The sequence below is a fragment of the Qipengyuania psychrotolerans genome (assembly GCF_019711355.1).
Lineage (GTDB): Bacteria > Pseudomonadota > Alphaproteobacteria > Sphingomonadales > Sphingomonadaceae > Qipengyuania > Qipengyuania psychrotolerans.
In genome coordinates, this window is sequence record NZ_CP081297.1 from 42515 (window position 1) to 59831 (window position 17317).

Here is a 17317-nt window from a genome sequence, read left to right on the forward strand (position 1 = left end):
CCGTCATCTTGAACGGCTGAGGACACCGCACGCCACGCGCGAGCCAGCATCTCCGGCTGGGTCACTCTGATAGTCATCGGGTCCGGCATGGATCACGATCGCGGTTCCGTCAGCATCGAACAAAGCATCGCGGAGCTCCGTGGTGTCGGGACCGATATCGATCTCGGTGCCTGCGGACCGTGAAGCGCCGACCACGAGATTGGGTAAGTCGCCCAAGTGCTTGCCATTAGGGTTGAGAGAGCCGTGCTGCTGGTTGCCAGGATTGAGGTGGCCCCCGGCGCTCTTGAAGTCGGGGGCACTGCATTTACCGGTTGTGTGAAGATGGAACCCGTGGGGGCCTGGCTCGAGCCCGGTGGCCGCTAGCGCAAGCGATATGATCTGGGCGTCAGAAAGTAACTGCGCTGTTCCGGCAGGAACGCCATTGGCGAAACTCAACTTCGCATCGCCGATCTTTTCGGTTGGGAGGCCGTCGATGGTCGAGCAGCCGCTCACAGCAAGTGCCGCGGTCAAAATCGCTAAATGGGGACGCATGTTGGAAATCCTCGTATTTCACGTTTCTCCACCACCAACGAAAAAGGGGCCGGATTGCTCCGGCCCCTAATCCTGTTTTCGCTATTTAAGCGAAATTACATGCCCGAACCGGGACCGTAGGTAACTTCCACACGGCGGTTCTGGAGTTCGCGAACACCGTCGGCGGTCGGAACGCGCAGCTGCGATTCACCGAATGCTTCGCTGCTGATGCGGCCATCGGGAACGCCACGGGCGCTCAGATAATCACGGACCGACGAGTTACGACGTTCGGCGAGACCCATGTTGTACTGGGCCGAACCCGAAGTATCGGTGTGGCCTGCGAGCATGACCGAAGCCATACCGCAATTGGCGTACGCCGAAACTGCGTTGTCGAGGATTGTCGCTGCTTCCGGAGTGATGTCCGATTCGTCCCAGTTAAAGAAGACGATGTACGGGCCCTGCTGGCACACCGGCGCCGGCGGCGGCGGGGGCGGAGGCGGGGGCGGAGGCGGCGGAGGCGGCGGAGGCGGCGGGGGCGGCGGGGGTACAACTGCGGCAGGTGCGCCGAAGTTGTAGGTCAGCGTTCCCATGATCGAATGCGTGCGCCATTTGTCGTCAAGACCACGGCCACCAAGGTCAACCAGCTCAACGTCTTCAGCAGTGAACATGCGATAGCGCAGGCCAACATCGACGTTGTCGGTCAGCGGTGCGTTCAGGCCAGCAAGAAGCTGCCACGCAAGGTCGCTGCTGGAATCGTCAATCGAAGCGCTTCCGGTGGAAGAGATACGAGCTTCGACATTGGTGCGCGCTACACCGATACCGCCACCAGCGTAGAACTGGATGCCATCATCGGAGCCGAAATCGAACAGGCCGTTGAGCATGAAGCTCAGCGCGTCGATACCGCCTTCTGCGTTGAATTCATTGCTCAGCGCATTGAAGCCGCCGTTTGCCAAACCAGTCGGACCGGTTGTGACCGTGTCGAGGTCAGCTTCGCGATAGCTGACTTCTGCTTCCAGACGGAAAGCACCGAAGTCGTAACCGACGTAGCCACCGCCATCGTAACCGAAATCGGTGTCGAGAGAGACTGTGTCGATCTCATCGCCGTCGGCGTTGTTTACTGCGAGATCGAGATCTTCCGTGAGCATCGGACCGAATTCGGCGCCGATGTACCACGAATTATCTCGTGCGAGGGCAGGCGATGCAAGGGCCGTAGAGGCCATCGCCATTCCTAGGACGAAATTCCGCATTATGTATTTCCCCTTTATTGCGAATTGGAGCCACCGAGAAAGAACTATCTAACTTTCCCTCTTACAGGTGGCAAGCTGCCATTAGACGTGAACTGTTGCAAGAATGTCGCGATTCCCGTCGAATTTCAAAGCCGTCTGGGCGAATTAGTGCCCGTCCGGAGCCTTAACGACGCCAGTGGCTTACGGTTCCGCGTTAAATTCAAAACACGCCATGTTGCGTCATTGTCGCGATAAGGGCAGCGATTGCCGAGCGCGCTTCGGCATCGATTGTATTTCCTCCGCTCGGTTCTGCAATCGGGGTGCTTCTCTGCCAGCCACCTTTGTAGGTAAGCATCGTGGCGGTCGAGAGGTCGTGCAGTTGCATGCCTTCCGACGAAACTGCGTACACCCACTCGCCCGCGATCCACCCTGCAATATTTCCGTCCAGACCCGTCCAGATACCACCTGCAGTTTCGGCAATGAGGAAGCACTGGCCATCCTCGGGCTCTTCCGGCGGATTTCCGATCTCTCCCACTACTGATGGCTGAATCAGGAGGTCGAGCCGGGCGAGGCTTTCATTCACAAAGAATTCGCGCTGAGCTTGTCCTGCGAACAAGAAAGGCAGTTCATGCCTGGGTGTCTTGTCACGGAAGCTGGAAGGGAGCGTCATTTGGGGGGTATCCTCGTGTTATAGTGCGAACGCGTCTGCGATCGAAAGGGCTGGCGACCGGGCATAGGTGCCAATCTGACGGATCAGTACCGCCTCGCCTGGGTGATCCAGTCGAATCGCCTCGGCATCAGCGGAATTGAGCAACAACTCGGGCTCCGATGTCGTCCAATGCGCCGACGGCGCATCGAACGAGCCAATCGCAACTTCGTACTGCTCCGCATCCTCGACCAGTGGCTGATCGACTTCATCAAGCCAGAGCCAGCCGCCTCTTGCGCGGCGCGTCCAAGAAATTCGGATGCTGCCGTCCTTCTTCTCAATCCGGCCATGTACCGGGCATGGGGGCTGAAGGCTGGCGCCGCCGTTCTCGAGGATAGCGGTTGCAGGTTCTGTATCCGCTGGTCCGAGGGCTGCGAATTCTGAACCAAATTGGCTGTGTAAGTCCTGGCCAATGACGCTCACTCGCTGATCAAGCAGTGTCGCCGGAGTTCCAGATGGATGTCCCCTCGAAGCCGAAGCCTCTGTGCCTCCGCGGCCGCGAAGCAGACCGCTGAGCAGCCAGGCCCCGTCGCCTCTTGGCTCTGCCGAAGTGAACTGGAGAATTTCCGAGCCCACGAGGACGCGATTTGTGCCGGCAGACAAGCCATTGGCATCGGAACCAATTAACTGGGCGGCAAAATCGTCCAATTGCACCAGCACGCTGGCGCCGCTTTCCAACCTGATGGCCGGCGAGGACGTTAATGGCTGCGATAGATAACCGCCGATAGCCCTGCGGGAGGCGAATACGCCTGTATCCTGAAGTGTCCCGGCCTGTTCAGCGTAGAGCCTTGCGCCGGGCCAGCGTCCTGAGTGAGCGCCTATTGCAGCGAAGGCGCGGCGCTCGATTGGGCTACCGGTTCCGTCCCAAGGCAGTTCGAACACGCGAAGTGTCGAGTGTGCTGCCAACCTGTCGGGCGGAAGCCAGTGAGTGCCCGGATCGGCCGCAGCATACCTTGCGCTCTCGGGGCGGTAGCGCAGCAAGTCGAGCTCGATACCCCGTTCGCGCCACTCCCATCCTGCGACTTGCCAAACGCCGTCAATTCCCGGCGCTTGAACAAGCGTGCCAGGTGTTATTTCAGGATCAAGTTCGGCCAGCCGGTAAGCCATGGCATCTTGGCGAGTGATCAGCCGGTCATTTGCACGGCTGGCAAGCGATTTTGCATCCGCCGCTGCCAGCGCGCCGGGGAATTCGAATGTGACGCCATCTGCTTCGCTATTATCTGCGTGCTGCATCCCTGGCTGGTAGTCGCGCGCGGTATCGTAATAGCGCAGTCCGGAAAAAGCGCGTGAGCGTTGATCGCGCCGGGTCTGGCTATGTCCGGATTGCGTTCCAAAATCGCCATCATCCCATGCTGCTGGTTCTGGCAACATGCGCGGGACAGTCGCTGGATCGGCAGCCGATCGTATTACGACGGAGCCAGATTGAATCCTCGGCGACAGGGGGTGGAGGTTGCCAACGAGTTGTACGGCGCTCTTGAGTGTACCGCCTTCGTGACTGAACCCCCGCAATTCAGAAAACCGGGCGCTTTCCGACGCACTGATTTCATGGGGCGCGAGCATAAGCTTGATCAGTTCGCTGCCTGAACCGGCGAACAATTCGAAACTCAGCGCTGGTATGCGGTTGCCGAAATCGGTGAGATCCAAATCCTCGAATACAGCGTAGGCAAGACCCCGGTGAGCGGGGCATGCAGCGCCTAGCTCTGCGTCGAGCAAGGGATCGGCGAGTTGGTCGGCCAGTCCACGATGAATTCGCAAAGTCCCGCCCGATTTGAGATCGCCGCTGGCGCCGCGCAGCAGGTTCCCGTCCGCCCATATCCGCCCAATCCGATCGATCGGACGACTCGAAAGCGCGACGGCGAAACTGACGGAATAGCTATAGCTCGTGGTTTCCGGTTGGCCTTTGCCCCCGCCATCGCTTGCTGCGGTTTCCTTGAAACCGGTCGACCAGATGATGGTCCCCGGCACGCGCATGGCCCCATAATGCCGGGCAAGCGGAGTGCCGTAGCTTGATCCGGATATCGAAACTTCCTTAAGCCGAGATCCTTCACGAGCATCGGGTTTGAAGATGTGGGCGTCGATGGTCCTCCCGGCCAGCGCACCAATGGCGCCGCCAATAGGGCCAAAAGCGCTGCCGACGGCAGTCAGAAGCAGGGTTGCCATAGTTACTCCGGTTCGGTGAATAGGCGCCAATGCGCGAGTATCGGCCAATCGGGCAGCGACCCTTGGCTGACGACGCGGCCAAGCCCCGCATGGGCGTGAAGGAAGCGACCTGAGCGGCCTGCGATTACAATGTGCGCCTGAGCGGGGCCGGGTTTGACGCAATACACGTCACCGGGCACCGTGCTCCCGCATGCTGGCCTGAACCCGCATTTGCGCGCCAGGTCGAACAGCTCCGACAGGTTGGAAATGCGCAGCGAATAGCCGCTTCGGTCAGCGACCGGGCGACCGCAGTTTTTCAAGGCCGCAATTGCCAGGCCCACGCAGTCGAGACCTGCCGCAGGACTGCGCCCGTAAAGGCGATAAGGAACGCCGACCAGCCGCTCCGCTTCTTCGGCAAAGCGCATGGCAAGGTCGGTCACCGGGGCTGGGGGTATTGCACGATCAGGTCATTGCCCGGCAGATATGGCTCGCCTTGAAAGTTGAGCGCATTGCCAAATCGTTGGGAGCAGCAGGCTATAGTACGCTCACAGCCTTGGCGAAGGATGGCCCTGCTTCCCGAAGTGGTACCTTCGTCCAGCTGTCTGTCGAGGAACAGGGCGCCGTCCTGCTGGTCAATAATCCTGAAGGACAAGCCGGTTTGCGGTCCATCCAGCCACCGCAGATGTCCGTGCACGTAGGACTGAAGGTCCTCGAGCGGGAAGCTGACGGAATTTGCGCCGCGATCGAGAGAAACTGCCGAGCTTCGCGTCTCGAAACGCGTCGCTGAAATCGCGCATCCCGGACCGCCAAATCTGGCTCTGCATGACGGACTGGAACGCGGGACAGGATCGATATCGAGATCGGCCTTCACCGAACGCAGCTGCGCGGAAAATCCGCTGGCGTCCTGGCTGACTGCGTCGACTGAGCCGGCATAGAGGGAGGAATTCTCAAGGGTCTCCCAATCTACGACGCCTGTCTCGATCGAGGCTCCATCAAAACGGCCCGAAAGGAGGTCGTCGCGCTTGATCGTGTCATGGCTGAGCGCGCCATCCACTTCCGCCTCGTCATCCGATAGATCGATAGTCCTGCGAATGGCGGATGGCAGCATCCCGGGCGCACTGCGGTGAAGCATCCCGCCAAAATAGAGATCGCGGTCATGGGTTGTGAAAGCCAGCGCGACACCGTCCTTTCGGTGAATGCGCCAGTAAGAAGCTACCGTATCCAGTTCACGGTCGAAGTAGATCCTGCTCATGGTGCTTCACGCACTTCGATAACCGGAACCGACGGTGCTTCGCCGGCGGCGAAGGTCGCGCCCGAGATGTCCAGCCTGTCCTCGGCAAACCTGACTGGCACATCGAAAAGGAAACCTGCGCGGATTTCCGCACCCGGGGCAGGCGGCTGAAGGAAACGGATTTGGCCTTTGCCGACGTGTGTCCAGGCGCTGGAGGCGATCCCATCTACGCTGACGGCAATCGTGCCGTCTTGCGGCCGCGTGATCGGCCTCACCTGCTCGCCGTAATTGCGAACAAGCTGAAATGACGAGACGACCCCGTCGCCAAAACCTAGCAATTCATCGCTCATTCCCGGAGCACCATCGCCTTCGTTCGAGCTGAAATCGAACGGATCGCGTAGGCGAAACCCGCGTGCCGGACCGAACCTAGCCCGGTAGAAGCCGATGAGGGTTGCCAGTTCCTTTTGAGAGCGAACGCCTGGCCCGACATCATATCGCATCCGGGCATCTGACCACAGTGCGTTGCGCCGCTCATGGCCCGAAGCGGTGACAGCAACAGATGTCGAAAACTCGGGACTGACCTGTGTGTCGCGGCCCAGCGCCAGCGGGTAGGCGACATCATCGAAGGCTTGCATTTCATCATCCTCGGGTGTGGGCAGGCGGACGTATCCGTCGCGCTGAATTTGGGGCAGCGCCCAGACGAACCTTTGCTCCACGCCGCGCGAGCGCGCTTCGTCAAGCCCGGCATCGATGAGCGGCCACAAAGTCTCAGCGTCTGATGGATCAAGCACGAAGCCGGAGAGGTAATCAGTACGATGGACCGGGTAACCGAGTTTGTCCTCGACCTGCGCATAGGCAATCCTGCGGTTGGCATCGCGACCGGTTGTCAACCAGTCGTAGTCTTCCAGTTGCAGTCGGTCGAATGCGGGATAAGCCCAGCCGGACGGCAGGCTGGCGCGGTGCAGTTCCGGCATCTCTGGATCAAGCAAGGTTGGCGTAAACGCGAGCAGAAGGATTTCAGCGTCGCCCACGGCGGCGTCCCTTACGGCGTTCGCAAGGTCGATGGTGCTTTGCGAAAGCATTTCTCCTGCCAGATCCAGCAGTGCAAGCTGGTCTTCGTCCAGCGGTGCCCGCATGTCCGTGATCGGCACGAGAGCGTCGCCAAAGTCCATTTTGGCTTTGCCATCGAAGATGCACGGGGCGCCGGTATCCGGTTGGACCCACCACCAGGGCTCGCCGATCTGGAAGAGAGGTTTACCGCCCGCCTGTTCGAGCAAAGTCACGAAATTGACCGCCACTTTTTGCAGAAATTGCATGGCTTGGGGTCTCGAAGGAGTGAGCAAGGTCGAAGGCGGGTCCCAGCCGGTCAAGGCTACGGTGCCGTCCCAAGCTTTTTGTGTCCACCATATTGGGCAATCTTGATCCAGAACCTCGTAGGACAGCGAGACAATGGGCGCGTAGCCTTGGGCGACCGCACGTTCGAAGTAATCGGCGTGCCAAACCTCCGCCGGTTCGCACAATGCGCCGCCAAAGGCAGTCTCGAGTTTTCCGCCGTAATCATTGAGCCGGTAGTAATGGCTCATGCCGACGTAGTGGACGATCCTTCCTCGATAGCCGAGGCCCTCGGCATTGCGCAGGAGACGCGCGGGCGTCTGGTTGAAGCTGTCATCGTAAGAAATAGCAATCTGTTCTTCGTGCGCCGGCAGGAGAATATCTCCGATCTCGATGACTGCGTTCTCACCTTCGCAATTCATCTCGCTGATGGTCACCCATCCGTTGACACGGTTGGCCAATCGCTTGCTGCTCGCTTCCACATAACCTTGCGGCGCCAATGAGATGAACATCCGGTCGATGTCCTTGGGCCAGACGGCTTCCCCAGGGAGCGACCAGCCAGATGCGATTTCCGAGAACGGCAGCTCGATGCGGGCATCCTCGACCGTCCCGGACGCGTAGTTCCACAGCCGGACGTACCAGCTGCGTACCTGGCCAGCCGCATCGCGCCCTTCGATAGTCAGCGTCGGACCATTGGCAGCGTCGAGCGGGAGAACCCCGCTGCTCTGCCAACGAAAACGAAGAACACAGTGCGAATAATCGCGCACCGTTCGATATGCCAGAAGAGGATGATCGAGGGCGTCTTCGCTATCCCAGATCAACCCGGCCAATTCGCCCTCGTGATGGAATTCGCAGTCAACCCGGAGTGAATTTGCGCTCGTGGTGACAACGCTTGCCATCATCGGGCGTGGAAAGTTGACCGTCCAGAACCGCGGATCGAACCGCTGTATCCAGTCGGAATCCTGCCGTTGTCGTGAGGCTGCTAGCCAGAATGCCATGGGAATATCCCCCTAGTTTGAAAGCGCACGCCGGACCGCGCTGGCCACCTGGCGTGAAGATCGCTGAAGTGACGCAGGCGTGCTTGCGCCGCGCGGCTGGGCGAGATTGATCGCCACCCGCACATCAGTTCGTGACCCGTTCAGCCTGTGATTGGGTTCGACGCTTCCCGCGCTGGTGGGCACGAACAATTCGGGGCCGCGCTCTCCCACGAGATAGGGTCGGTCGGGGGCGACCGATCCGCCAGTCGCGCGACCGGGCAAGCCCAAGCCGCTCGACAGGAGACCCGAGAGAAGGCTTGCTCCGGCTCCGCCTCCAGCGCCGCCCTTGCCGAGGCCCGCAAACATTGCATCTATGCCTGCCCCAAGCGCCTTGCTGGCGATCTGGTCCATGACTTGCAGCGCCATCCGCTTGAGGTCTTCAAACCCCAGCTTTCCGTTTCGCAGCGCGCGGGTGAGGCCGCTTTCGAGAACCTTGCCCGCCGCATCGAAGCCATCCACCAGATTGGTGTCAAACTCGCGCTTCATTTGCGCGACGTCTTGCGCGAAACCGGCAGTATCGGCGCGAACCGATACGACCAGCTCCTCGAAGTCATCATTCATTACGATCCCTTTCGATCAATGCCGCGATTTCTTCGCGGCCAAGCGGAGCATCTTGTGGGTTTTCGGTTCCGAGACTTGCGGCGAGTTCGGCGGGAGTGGAGGTCCAGAAGGTCTCGGGCGACCAGCCGAGCGCCCGCGCAGCAAGGCCGGCAAGCATTACAGCCCCCTGTCCAAAACCGCGGTCCATCTCAGCGCCCTCTCAGGATTTGCCCGAGGAGTACCTTCAGCGGCGCGGCTGCCTTGGAGAGGCCCATCGCCAAGATTGCTTCGCCGATAGCTTCACGGGTAGCTGCATGCGGCTGGGCCATGCAAAACCAGAACAGTGCGGCAATTTCCGCAAGGCGAAGTTCGCCGCTGCCCGCACGTTCCACGAGTGCGAACAGCGATCCGAGTTCTTCCTCGGCGCGCACCAGCGCATCGAATGTCGGACGCAGGACCAGCTCTCGCCCGTCAACGTGGATGGCCGCTTCTCCGCGTGCCTGATTGCTCATAGGCTGGCGACCTGGCCGGAGCTTTCGAGCTGGAGGGTGTAGGTCCGCTCACCGTTGAAATCGCCGGAATAATCTAGCCGCTGGACGAGGAAGCGCCCCCGCATCTTGGCGCCGTCTTCGAACGACAATTCATAATCGTCGAGCGACCCGTCGAGCGCATTGGCCCGCACTGTCGTTTCAGCATCCGAACCCAGGAATATCCCTGCAGCACTGACCGAGACCGAACGAGTACCCGCACCGGACAGGAGCTCGCGCCAGCCGCCGCTCTCCTTGTGGGTGACGACAACGCTGTCTCCGTTGATGGTCATCTGAGTGGTCCTGAGACCGGCGACGGTCTCATAGGCAATAGGGCTTCCTCCATCGCCGATCTTGAGAAGGAAGGCTGCGCCTTTCTGGGCTGTCATAATGGATACTCCGTAGGCAGGATCAGGGGTTATTGGTCCGCAAGAACGCGGAAAGCGTATTCGAGAAGGATGGCGCGCAGTCCGCGGCTTCGTCGTTCCGTGCGGCTGCGCAAGAAGCGCGTCGTAACGATCCGAAAACCGTTCTGCCGCGGCCCCAGCGTCGCGATGCAGTTCTCGATCGCCTCGGCAATTGCGGCGGTCGGTTCAGGCGTATCGCCGCGGGTCGTCAGCTCGAGAGCGATGCGGATTTCTCGCCCGGCGCTCGTCTTGCTCGACCAGTCGGCGGCGGCACTTGCGACAAGCGAAAGGGCAGGCGGCGGCGCGGGTGAGGGGCCTTCCTCGACCACGGCATTGAGCGATGCGGCAAGCTGCGGATCGGCGCGTAGTGCGGCAACCAGAGCTGTGCGAAGTGCACTCTCCATCAGTCATTCCTCTTCGTGAATTTTGGCCAGAGAAGCCGCGCGTCGCGCCAGTCATGGCCCTCGGACCGATGGCGCCTGGTGGCGTGTTGGCTGGCGAGAGTTTCAGCCCGGCTTATCAGGCTGGCCACCAGCTTATCGAAGCCGCCCGTCACAGGCGCAGTCGGCGCCAGGGGCGCCACAGGGCGGCAACCGCTGCGGGCGGGTTTTCGTCACCGGCGGTATCTCGTTCGCGGTACTGATGCGCAGCGTAACGGATGATTCCATGACGCAGGCTCTGGTCAAGCTGGGACCACTCGCTTTCCAATCCAGCGTAAAACCGGATCTCGACTTGTGGTTCATCCGTTGCACGATGCAGTTCCAACCGTGCGGCGCCTTCCTCTTCAAGCTCGAGGACAAAGTCGGCATCCTGAAGCAGGCGCCGATCATACACGCCGGACATCGCGGTAACGTCGAGCAATTCTATGATCGGGCGTGAGGCAAGGCGGTGAACGAGGCTGGACGCCAGGAAACGCTCGCGGATTTCGCATTTGAGCGGAACGAGGCCGGTGAATCGTTCGCACATGGCATGCGCAGCGCCGAGCAGATTGACCAGAAGCGGATCGTCCGCATCGGTTGAAATGGCGAGCCACTGCCTGAGTTCTTCGAGCGGCCCGTCGGCAAGGCTCGCAGGGGCGGAAATCACCCGCATGATAGCGGTCTCCTGTCTAAATTTGGCGCAATTGGACGCCGGGCACGTTGGGTTCTCACCGCTTCGTTTTCGACGGCCGGCAGTCGCGCGGCCGAAAGCGGAAAAAAGGAACCGGCGGGGCCAAAGGGGATAAGCCCCGCCGGCCCGACCGAGTTACGCCTCGATCTTGAGCAGCTTGATCGCGTTGCTATCCAGCACCTGACCGCCCACGCGCTTGGTGGCGTAGAAGTGGACGAAGGGTTTGTTGGTGAACGGATCACGCAACACTTGCGTGGCGCTGCGTTCTGCGATCAGATAGCCGTGACGGAAGTTGCCGAACGCGATCGGGTAAGTGCCCGCCGCGATATCGGGCATGTCTTCGGCCTCGACCACCGGATAACCCAGCAGGCGATCGGGCTGGCCTTCAACGAGGCCCGGCTGCCACAGGAATGCGCCATCTGCGGTTTTCAGCTTGCGGACTTCGGCCAGGGTTGACGAATTCATGACAAAGCTGGCGCCCTGCCGGTGTCCGGCCTTCATGGTATGGACGAGGTCGATCAGGCGGGCATCGGGATTGGCATCGAAGCCGTCGGCATCGCCCGAGCCCACATATTGCAGCGCCCCAAAATTGCGCGAAGCATCGCCATTGGTCGAAACGGGTGCGCTCAGGAAACCTTCGGGCTGGTCCACGCCGCTGCCGCCGACGAAGGCCGCACCTTCTGCGCGGGCGAACTCCATCGCGATCTCGCTTGCGAGCCAGCTTTCAAGATCGAACCCTGCATCGTCGAGCATTGACTGGCTTGCCGCCGGATTGGCGTAGAGTTCACCGGTCGGCGGGGCGATCTCGGCGAAATTCGGCGTGTCGGTTCCGGGACGACCAGCCGTTTCGCTGACCCATCCGGATGCCGTGCCGCCGGTTGCGATGAGCTTGCGGTAGCCAGCACTGCCCGTCTGCACGACCTGTGCGATGGAGCGGATTGGGCTGATTTCCGCGAGTTCGCGCGCGATCATCGCATCAATCTGGCGTGGCACCGCGTAACCGCCGTCAGAGGCAACCGCGCCCGAGATCGACTTGATCTCATGGGTCGAACCGCGGCGCAAATATCCGTCGACGAATCCTTTCACTTCGGGTGCGGCATCGGCAGTCGAACCGATCACGGGGCGGACGGCGGCGCGGCCGATCTTGTCGACGCGCGTTTTCACCTCGTCGACATCATTGCGCAGCGCGGTGACATCGGCCTCGGTCTTGTCCTGGCGAGCAACGATATCGAAGCTGGCTTCGGCAGTTTCGAAGGGAGTGGTAGGGGTATCCATAGAAATTCCTCTTTCTTCACAGGCACAAAAAAGCCGCCCGGAAGGCGGCGAAGGTTGGTCGAGAAAATTGAAATCAGGTCGTGAGATGTATGCGTGCTTCCGGATGGAGCGGGTGGGTCACCACGCTCACTTCGAACAGGTCGATGTCGGCCAGCTCACGCCCCTGCGGTGTGCGGCGATATCCTCTGGCGCGGTAGCCGAAGCTGAGACCGCTCACCGCACGCTCCCGCAGCAGCTTGGCCGCCCGCCCCTCGGGATTGTCGATGGAGGCGATGATACGCAGGCCATGCGTGTCTTCACCGGCTGTCTCGACCCAGCCGATGCGCTGGTCGGGGCGGTGCTGCCAATACAGCGGGAGCGGATCGCGGCGGCCATCCAGCGAAGCGCGAAAGGCGCCGGGCAAGATTGTGTCTCGCGATGCATCCGCAGTGCCGAAAAGCGCAGCATAGCCGGCGATGCGCAGCGGCGCCGTCACGACAGCATCTCGCCAACACCAAGCCGCACTGCGATGCCTACGAGAAGTAGCGCCAGGATACCGCGGACCAGCCAATCCACTGCAGCTTTCCACGCGCTGGCCTTGGCATCGCGCCAGGCCGACAGAAGCTCGCGCAATTCATCGAGATCGTCCTGCGCATTGGCATCGCCCAGTCCCAGCCGGTCTACGACGCGCTTCGCGCCCAGCTCGCTAGCTTCCTCGACAATTGCGCGCAGCGTCACGAAATCGCCGCCTTGAGTGTTCGCCTGCGCAATCAGCCGCGCAAGCATGTCTTCACGCATCATCATTTGTCCTCCTTGACTGGCAGGCCGAGCATTTCGCGCTTCTCTGCCGGGGTAAGGAAATCGGCACCGCTGACCTGGCTCCACAATTTCTCGCGGTCGTCGGAAAGGGCCGGAACAAGATCGAGATCGACCCGCGGCGGCGAAGTGAACCAGTCCGACAGCCCGCTGTGCAATCCGCCGCAAATCTTGGAGATCAGCGGCAGCAGGGTGAGGCGCCACAAGGCCCGGTTTGCCTCGCGGTAATTGGCATAGGTATTGTCGCCGGGCAGGCCGAGCAGCATAGGCGGAACACCGAATGCGAGCGCTATGTCGCGGGCAGCGGCAGATTTCAGTGTTGCGAAATCCATGTCTGCTGGTGAAAGGCTCATCGCCTTCCAGTCGAGGCCGCCTTCGAGCAGCATCGGACGCCCGGCGTTGTCATGGCCCTGGAAGGCAGAGTGCAGTTCGGCTTTTAGCCGGTCGAATTGTTCAGAGGTCAGCCCGGCGCTGTCGCCGCTGTCATAGACCAGGGCGCCCGAGGGCCGGGCGGCATTGGCCAGCAGCGCGCGGTTCCATTCCGATGCGGCATTGTGGATCGCCACCGCCGGTGCCGCAGCAGCGAGGCTTCCGGCGCCATAATGGTCGTCGGTCGGGTGGAAGCCCTTGAGGTGGATGATGTTGGGCCAGCCATCCTCGTCATGGGGTGTGATCGTCAGCGTGTGGTCTGCCAGGACATAGCGGTAAGTGCCGGCCATCCGTCGTCTCCGGCCACAACCTGCACCCGTTCTGGCCGCAAGGGGAATAGCTCAATCGGCACGCCCGATCCGTCCTTGAGGATCTGGATGAATGCATTGCCGTGCAGGGATAGCTGTGCGGCAAGTACCTCGAGCAAGGGCTGCGATCCGCAAGAACAGGAGATGAGGCGCGTGAAGCGTTCGTCCTCGCTTGCGATGGGCGCGCCGCCCACACCTTCTGCCACGATCCTGACCGCGCGCTGGGCGACTGGATTGGCGAGATAGGCGTCGGCCACCGACCTTCCATAGTCGAATGACGCGCGCGGATGGCCGGCTTCGAAAGCGGTCGCCCACGGAGAGATAAAGCCGCGCGAAACAGGCACGCGGGATTGGCCCCCGCCCTTGAAGGCGGCGGATAGGCTGGTGAGGAAGGACATTGGCTTTCCTTGTGTCAGACGTTTCGAATTCTCGGGCGCGATCCCTTGCCGAGCATGAGCTCGGTTAAAGCCCAGACCAGCGCGTCGGCGCGGTCGGGGCTTTTGCCGGGCCCTTCGTATTTGCCGCCCGCCATGATCCCGCAAAGCTGGTCTTCCAGCTTGGCGAATAGTGCGGTGTGTACGACGCGCCCGGTTTCATAGAGTGCCGCGACAGGCTCTGCGCGGGCGGTCTTGCCGCGGCTGGCGTGAACCAGTTTGAGTGGCAGGGCGATATCAGCTGCGCGCAGTACGCTGGCTACCATGTCTCCGCCCTGATTGGCCTCGGCGATCACGCGGTCGGCATTCCAGGCAGCGGCAGCATTTGCGACGGCGCGGGCCCAGCGTTCGGGCGTGGGCCGCGCAACCGAGATGTCCGCAAGCACCTGTGCTATCCCGCTGGCTCCGATACCGCACACGATGATCCCGCATTCATCGCCGCGCGAAGTAGCGGGCGGATCGACGCCGATCACTACGCGCAAGGGCGGATCACCCAACGCCTCGTTGCGGCATTTTTCAATTAGCGACCGGCTCCATAGCGCGCCCTCAATATCTTGCAGCATGACCCCGTCGAGTTCCTGCCTCCCGAGCGCGGTCCCGCCATACTGTTTCTTGATGTCTTCGACGAACGGCTCGGGCAGGTGCTGTCCGTTTTCATACGTCGAGCCGCGTGTAATCGCGACATCGCCGCTCGCTTCCTGGGCACATAGGCGCCGCATCAGCTGGGTGGCGCGCGGCGTGGTGGTGGCAAGCACGCGAGGATCGTCGCCCAGCCGCATACCCATCTGCAGATTGTCCCAGGCCCGCTCGGCGCGGCTAGAGGCGTTGTCCCATTTGGCGATCTCGTCGCACCATGCATAATCGTGCTGCGGACCGCGCAGACTTTCGGGTTCCGCTGCCGAGTAAAGAGTGGCGACGGCGCCATTGCCCCAGCTAATCCTGCGCAGCGATGGTTCGAATGTCGGCATATTGCCGGGAGGGAATACGGCAAGCAGGCCGCTTTCCCCCTCGACCATGACAGCGCGGGCTTCATTGAGGCTGGCGCCGACCAGAGCGATCCGGGCATCCGGCGTGCGCCGGGCAATTTCGCGGACCCACTCTGCGCCTGCACGTGTCTTGCCGAAGCCGCGGCCTGCATTGACGAGCCAGCAGCGCCAGTCGCCGGGCGGAGGCAATTGGCTGCGCCGCGCCCAGAGGTGCCAGTGGTAGCGGAACTCCTTGCGTTCGATTTCACTCAGCTTGTCGAGTTCGGCAAAGCGTTCGTCATCGTCCTCGATTTCGAGCAAGCCCTGGAGCAGGTCGTTATTGTCCGGCATCGTCACCGACCGGATAGACTCCGCTTTCTTCGACGCTTTCGCGCATGGCGAGCTGGCGCTTGCGCATTTTCGAAAGCTTCTCGTTGATCGATTTGATGATCGCGTCTTCGTCTTCGTTGGCTCGAAGCGCCTTTTGCCTGCCAACTGCTTCGCGGTGGGCGGACAGCAATCGGAACGCGATGGCGTTGTCATATTTGCGGCGGCTCTTGGCCGGTCCGCCGCCAGTTAGCTCGCCAATCCTGAGCCGGCGCAGGAGATCCATTTCGAGGTTGTCGTAACCTTCCGCCAGCGCCTCCTGCCAATGGCGGTAAAACTCGGCATCGCTGCGGCGCGTCTTGTAGACTGCGGTTGTCTCCACACCGGCTTTGCGGGCAGCCGCTGACACATTCGAGGTTTGCGCCAGTTCAGCGAGAAACTTGTCTTTCCAGTCCTTCGGCAGTCTCTTGCCTGCCTCCTGCTTGGCCATGCACCCCTCCCGTTGCAGTGAAGGTGAAACGCAGAAGGGCGACCCGTCCGGGCCGCCCTTCAAAGCCATGTTGGCTGGCGAATCACACTATCGCGATGTTTCATTTGTCTAGCCAAATAGCGTTACGATGTCAACAAAAAAGAACCAAATAGGTTATATCGAAGGGATTGCCTACGCGGTTCAACTGGCTTAGGCGGCTGGTCACTCTTCGAAGGGTCACGATCGATGCTGCGCAGTCTCTATAACTGGACAATGGACAAGGCCGCGCATCCCCATGCGGTTTGGTGGCTGGCCTTTTTCTGCTTCGTGGAATCGTCCTTTTTTCCAATCCCGCCGCACCCGCTGCTGGGCCTGATGTGCCTGGCCGAACCTAACAAGGCGATCCGCTTTGCCTTGATCGCGACCTTGGCATCGGTTGCCGGTGCACTGCTGGGTTATGCAATTGGCTGGGGGCTTTACGATACTGTTGGTGTCTGGCTCATCGGGTCACTTGGCCTGACCGAGGCATTCCCCGTCGCCGCCTGTCACCTGCGCGAATATGACTTCGAAGCGATCCTGATTGCGGGTGCCACACCGGTCCCGTTCAAGCTGCTGACGATCACGGCCGGCTTCGTTGGCATGAACCTGATCACCTTCGTGCTTTCCAGCCTGTTCGCACGCGCGCTGATTTTCATGACCGTGGGGATTTTGTTCCGGATGTTCGGTGCGCCGATCAAGCAGGTGATCGACAAATATCTCGGCCTCGTGACGACAGCATTCGTGGTGCTGGTGGTTGGCGGCGTGCTGGTGTTGACCCAGCTAGGCGGCAGCGAAGACGGGGAGGGTGGGCCATGCTCCAACCCTCCGCCAATCCAAACGCGCTAGGTCAGCTCAAGGCAAATTGCATCAGCCGGTCGCGGTCGCGCACGATGATCGATCCATAGCCGCGTTCGACAAGGCGAAGTTGCTGTAGTTGAGCCAAGGCTGCGTTCGCCGTGACGCGCGTGACCCCTAGCAGCTCGGCGAGTTCCTGCTGGGTGATGTCGACCTGAGACGGTCCGGATTGCTCGCCCGCTAAATTGACAAGCAGCTCCGCCATTCTAGCCGGATTGGTGCCGCGCCGCATTCCGGCAAGCAAAGCGAGCGTGTCCTGCAGCTGATAGGAAAGCGCGCCAAGCAGTGCGCGCATTGAAGCGGGATAATTCCCAAGCGCATCAAGGAACTTGCGCGCAGAGATGAAGCGGACACGGCTCTTGCCGCGCGAAACTGCATCGACGACGCGCGGCTTTTCGGAAAACACAGCCAGCTCTCCGTAAGAGTCGCCCGGGCCGAGAAGGGCGATGGCGCGAAATTCGCCGTCGGGCATAAACTGTCCGACCATCACCGATCCTTCTTCGATCAACCAGAAGCCATCTGCGGCGGATCCGCGCTGCTGGATAATCTGATCATTCTCGAACTGTCGTTCCGTGGCCCCTCTTACCAGATGGGCCTGCAACCCAGTGTCGAGCGCCGCAAAAAGCATGGGCGAGACCAATGAGCGCCGAGTCGCG

At 61.1% G+C, this 17317-nt stretch carries 20 protein-coding genes and 1 pseudogene; 1 reads left to right on the forward strand and 20 read right to left on the reverse strand.

The window, feature by feature from the left end; translation table 11 throughout:
• Positions 1–3: 3 nt before the first annotated feature.
• The 19 genes and pseudogenes from K3166_RS00215 to K3166_RS00305 all read right to left on the reverse strand — a co-directional run bounded on the left by K3166_RS00215 (position 4) and on the right by K3166_RS00305 (position 15788).
• Positions 4–531, reverse strand: coding sequence for a superoxide dismutase family protein (locus K3166_RS00215; RefSeq protein WP_221422717.1), 528 nt, complete (start codon positions 529–531; stop codon positions 4–6).
• A 95-nt stretch (positions 532–626) separates the two neighbouring features.
• A complete protein-coding gene (locus K3166_RS00220; RefSeq protein WP_221422718.1) occupies positions 627–1757 on the reverse strand; it encodes an OmpA family protein in 1131 nt (376 codons plus the stop codon).
• A gap of 199 nt (positions 1758–1956) precedes the next feature.
• Positions 1957–2406 (reverse strand): DUF2793 domain-containing protein, encoded by a 450-nt coding sequence (locus K3166_RS00225; RefSeq protein ID WP_221422719.1) that lies wholly within the window; start codon positions 2404–2406, stop codon positions 1957–1959.
• Between the two features lie 18 nt (positions 2407–2424).
• Positions 2425–4602, reverse strand: coding sequence for a GTA baseplate fiber-binding domain-containing protein (locus K3166_RS00230; protein WP_221422720.1), 2178 nt, complete (start codon positions 4600–4602; stop codon positions 2425–2427).
• Between the two features lie 2 nt (positions 4603–4604).
• Positions 4605–5021 carry an NlpC/P60 family protein gene (locus K3166_RS00235; protein ID WP_247714668.1) on the reverse strand — a complete coding sequence of 139 codons (417 nt, stop codon included), beginning with the start codon at positions 5019–5021 and terminating at the stop codon, positions 4605–4607.
• Positions 5018–5833 carry a DUF2163 domain-containing protein gene (locus tag K3166_RS00240; protein ID WP_221422721.1) on the reverse strand — a complete coding sequence of 272 codons (816 nt, stop codon included), beginning with the start codon at positions 5831–5833 and terminating at the stop codon, positions 5018–5020. The genes K3166_RS00235 and K3166_RS00240 overlap by 4 nt, the downstream gene beginning before the upstream one ends.
• Positions 5830–8142, reverse strand: a complete 2313-nt coding sequence (locus K3166_RS00245; protein ID WP_221422722.1) for a DUF2460 domain-containing protein — start codon at positions 8140–8142, stop codon at positions 5830–5832. The genes K3166_RS00240 and K3166_RS00245 overlap by 4 nt, the downstream gene beginning before the upstream one ends.
• Before the next feature lie 12 nt (positions 8143–8154).
• Positions 8155–8742, reverse strand: coding sequence for a tail tape measure protein (locus tag K3166_RS00250; RefSeq protein WP_221422723.1), 588 nt, complete (start codon positions 8740–8742; stop codon positions 8155–8157).
• Positions 8735–8929 (reverse strand): phage tail assembly chaperone, encoded by a 195-nt coding sequence (locus K3166_RS00255; RefSeq protein WP_221422724.1) that lies wholly within the window; start codon positions 8927–8929, stop codon positions 8735–8737. The genes K3166_RS00250 and K3166_RS00255 overlap by 8 nt, the downstream gene beginning before the upstream one ends.
• Before the next feature lies 1 nt (position 8930).
• Positions 8931–9233, reverse strand: a complete 303-nt coding sequence (locus K3166_RS00260) for a gene transfer agent family protein (RefSeq protein ID WP_221422725.1) — start codon at positions 9231–9233, stop codon at positions 8931–8933.
• A complete protein-coding gene (locus K3166_RS00265) occupies positions 9230–9637 on the reverse strand; it encodes a phage major tail protein, TP901-1 family (RefSeq protein WP_221422726.1) in 408 nt (135 codons plus the stop codon). Before K3166_RS00265 ends, K3166_RS00260 begins: the two co-directional genes overlap by 4 nt.
• A 29-nt stretch (positions 9638–9666) precedes the next feature.
• On the reverse strand, positions 9667–10059 hold the full coding sequence (gene gp17, locus K3166_RS00270) for a tail completion protein gp17 (RefSeq protein ID WP_221422727.1): 393 nt from the start codon (positions 10057–10059) through the stop codon (positions 9667–9669).
• A 148-nt stretch (positions 10060–10207) separates the two neighbouring features.
• Entirely contained in the window at positions 10208–10747 is a 540-nt protein-coding gene (locus tag K3166_RS00275) for a head-tail connector protein (protein WP_221422728.1), read from the reverse strand.
• Positions 10748–10900: 153 nt separating this feature from the next.
• The gene (locus K3166_RS00280) at positions 10901–12040 is read right to left on the reverse strand and encodes a phage major capsid protein (RefSeq protein WP_221422729.1); all 1140 of its coding nucleotides are present in this window, start codon (positions 12038–12040) and stop codon (positions 10901–10903) included.
• Between the two features lie 73 nt (positions 12041–12113).
• Positions 12114–12515, reverse strand: coding sequence for an HK97 family phage prohead protease (locus tag K3166_RS00285; protein WP_221422730.1), 402 nt, complete (start codon positions 12513–12515; stop codon positions 12114–12116).
• Positions 12512–12820, reverse strand: a complete 309-nt coding sequence (locus K3166_RS00290) for a DUF6127 family protein (protein WP_221423893.1) — start codon at positions 12818–12820, stop codon at positions 12512–12514. The genes K3166_RS00285 and K3166_RS00290 overlap by 4 nt, the downstream gene beginning before the upstream one ends.
• Positions 12820–13970: pseudogene (locus K3166_RS00295) on the reverse strand (phage portal protein). The gene K3166_RS00290 and the pseudogene K3166_RS00295 overlap by 1 nt, the downstream one beginning before the upstream one ends.
• A 14-nt stretch (positions 13971–13984) precedes the next feature.
• Complete coding sequence (locus K3166_RS00300) at positions 13985–15322, reverse strand: DNA-packaging protein (protein ID WP_221423894.1); 1338 nt, start codon at positions 15320–15322, stop codon at positions 13985–13987.
• Entirely contained in the window at positions 15309–15788 is a 480-nt protein-coding gene (locus K3166_RS00305) for a hypothetical protein (protein ID WP_221422731.1), read from the reverse strand. The genes K3166_RS00300 and K3166_RS00305 overlap by 14 nt, the downstream gene beginning before the upstream one ends.
• A gap of 225 nt (positions 15789–16013) precedes the next feature.
• On the opposite strand from K3166_RS00305, the gene K3166_RS00310 reads away from it, so the two are divergent.
• Positions 16014–16652 (forward strand): YqaA family protein, encoded by a 639-nt coding sequence (locus tag K3166_RS00310; protein WP_221422732.1) that lies wholly within the window; start codon positions 16014–16016, stop codon positions 16650–16652.
• Position 16653: 1 nt separating this feature from the next.
• Here the strand turns inward: K3166_RS00310 and K3166_RS00315 are convergent, their stop codons facing one another.
• A complete protein-coding gene (locus K3166_RS00315; RefSeq protein ID WP_221422733.1) occupies positions 16654–17289 on the reverse strand; it encodes a Crp/Fnr family transcriptional regulator in 636 nt (211 codons plus the stop codon).
• Positions 17290–17317: the final 28 nt, after the last annotated feature.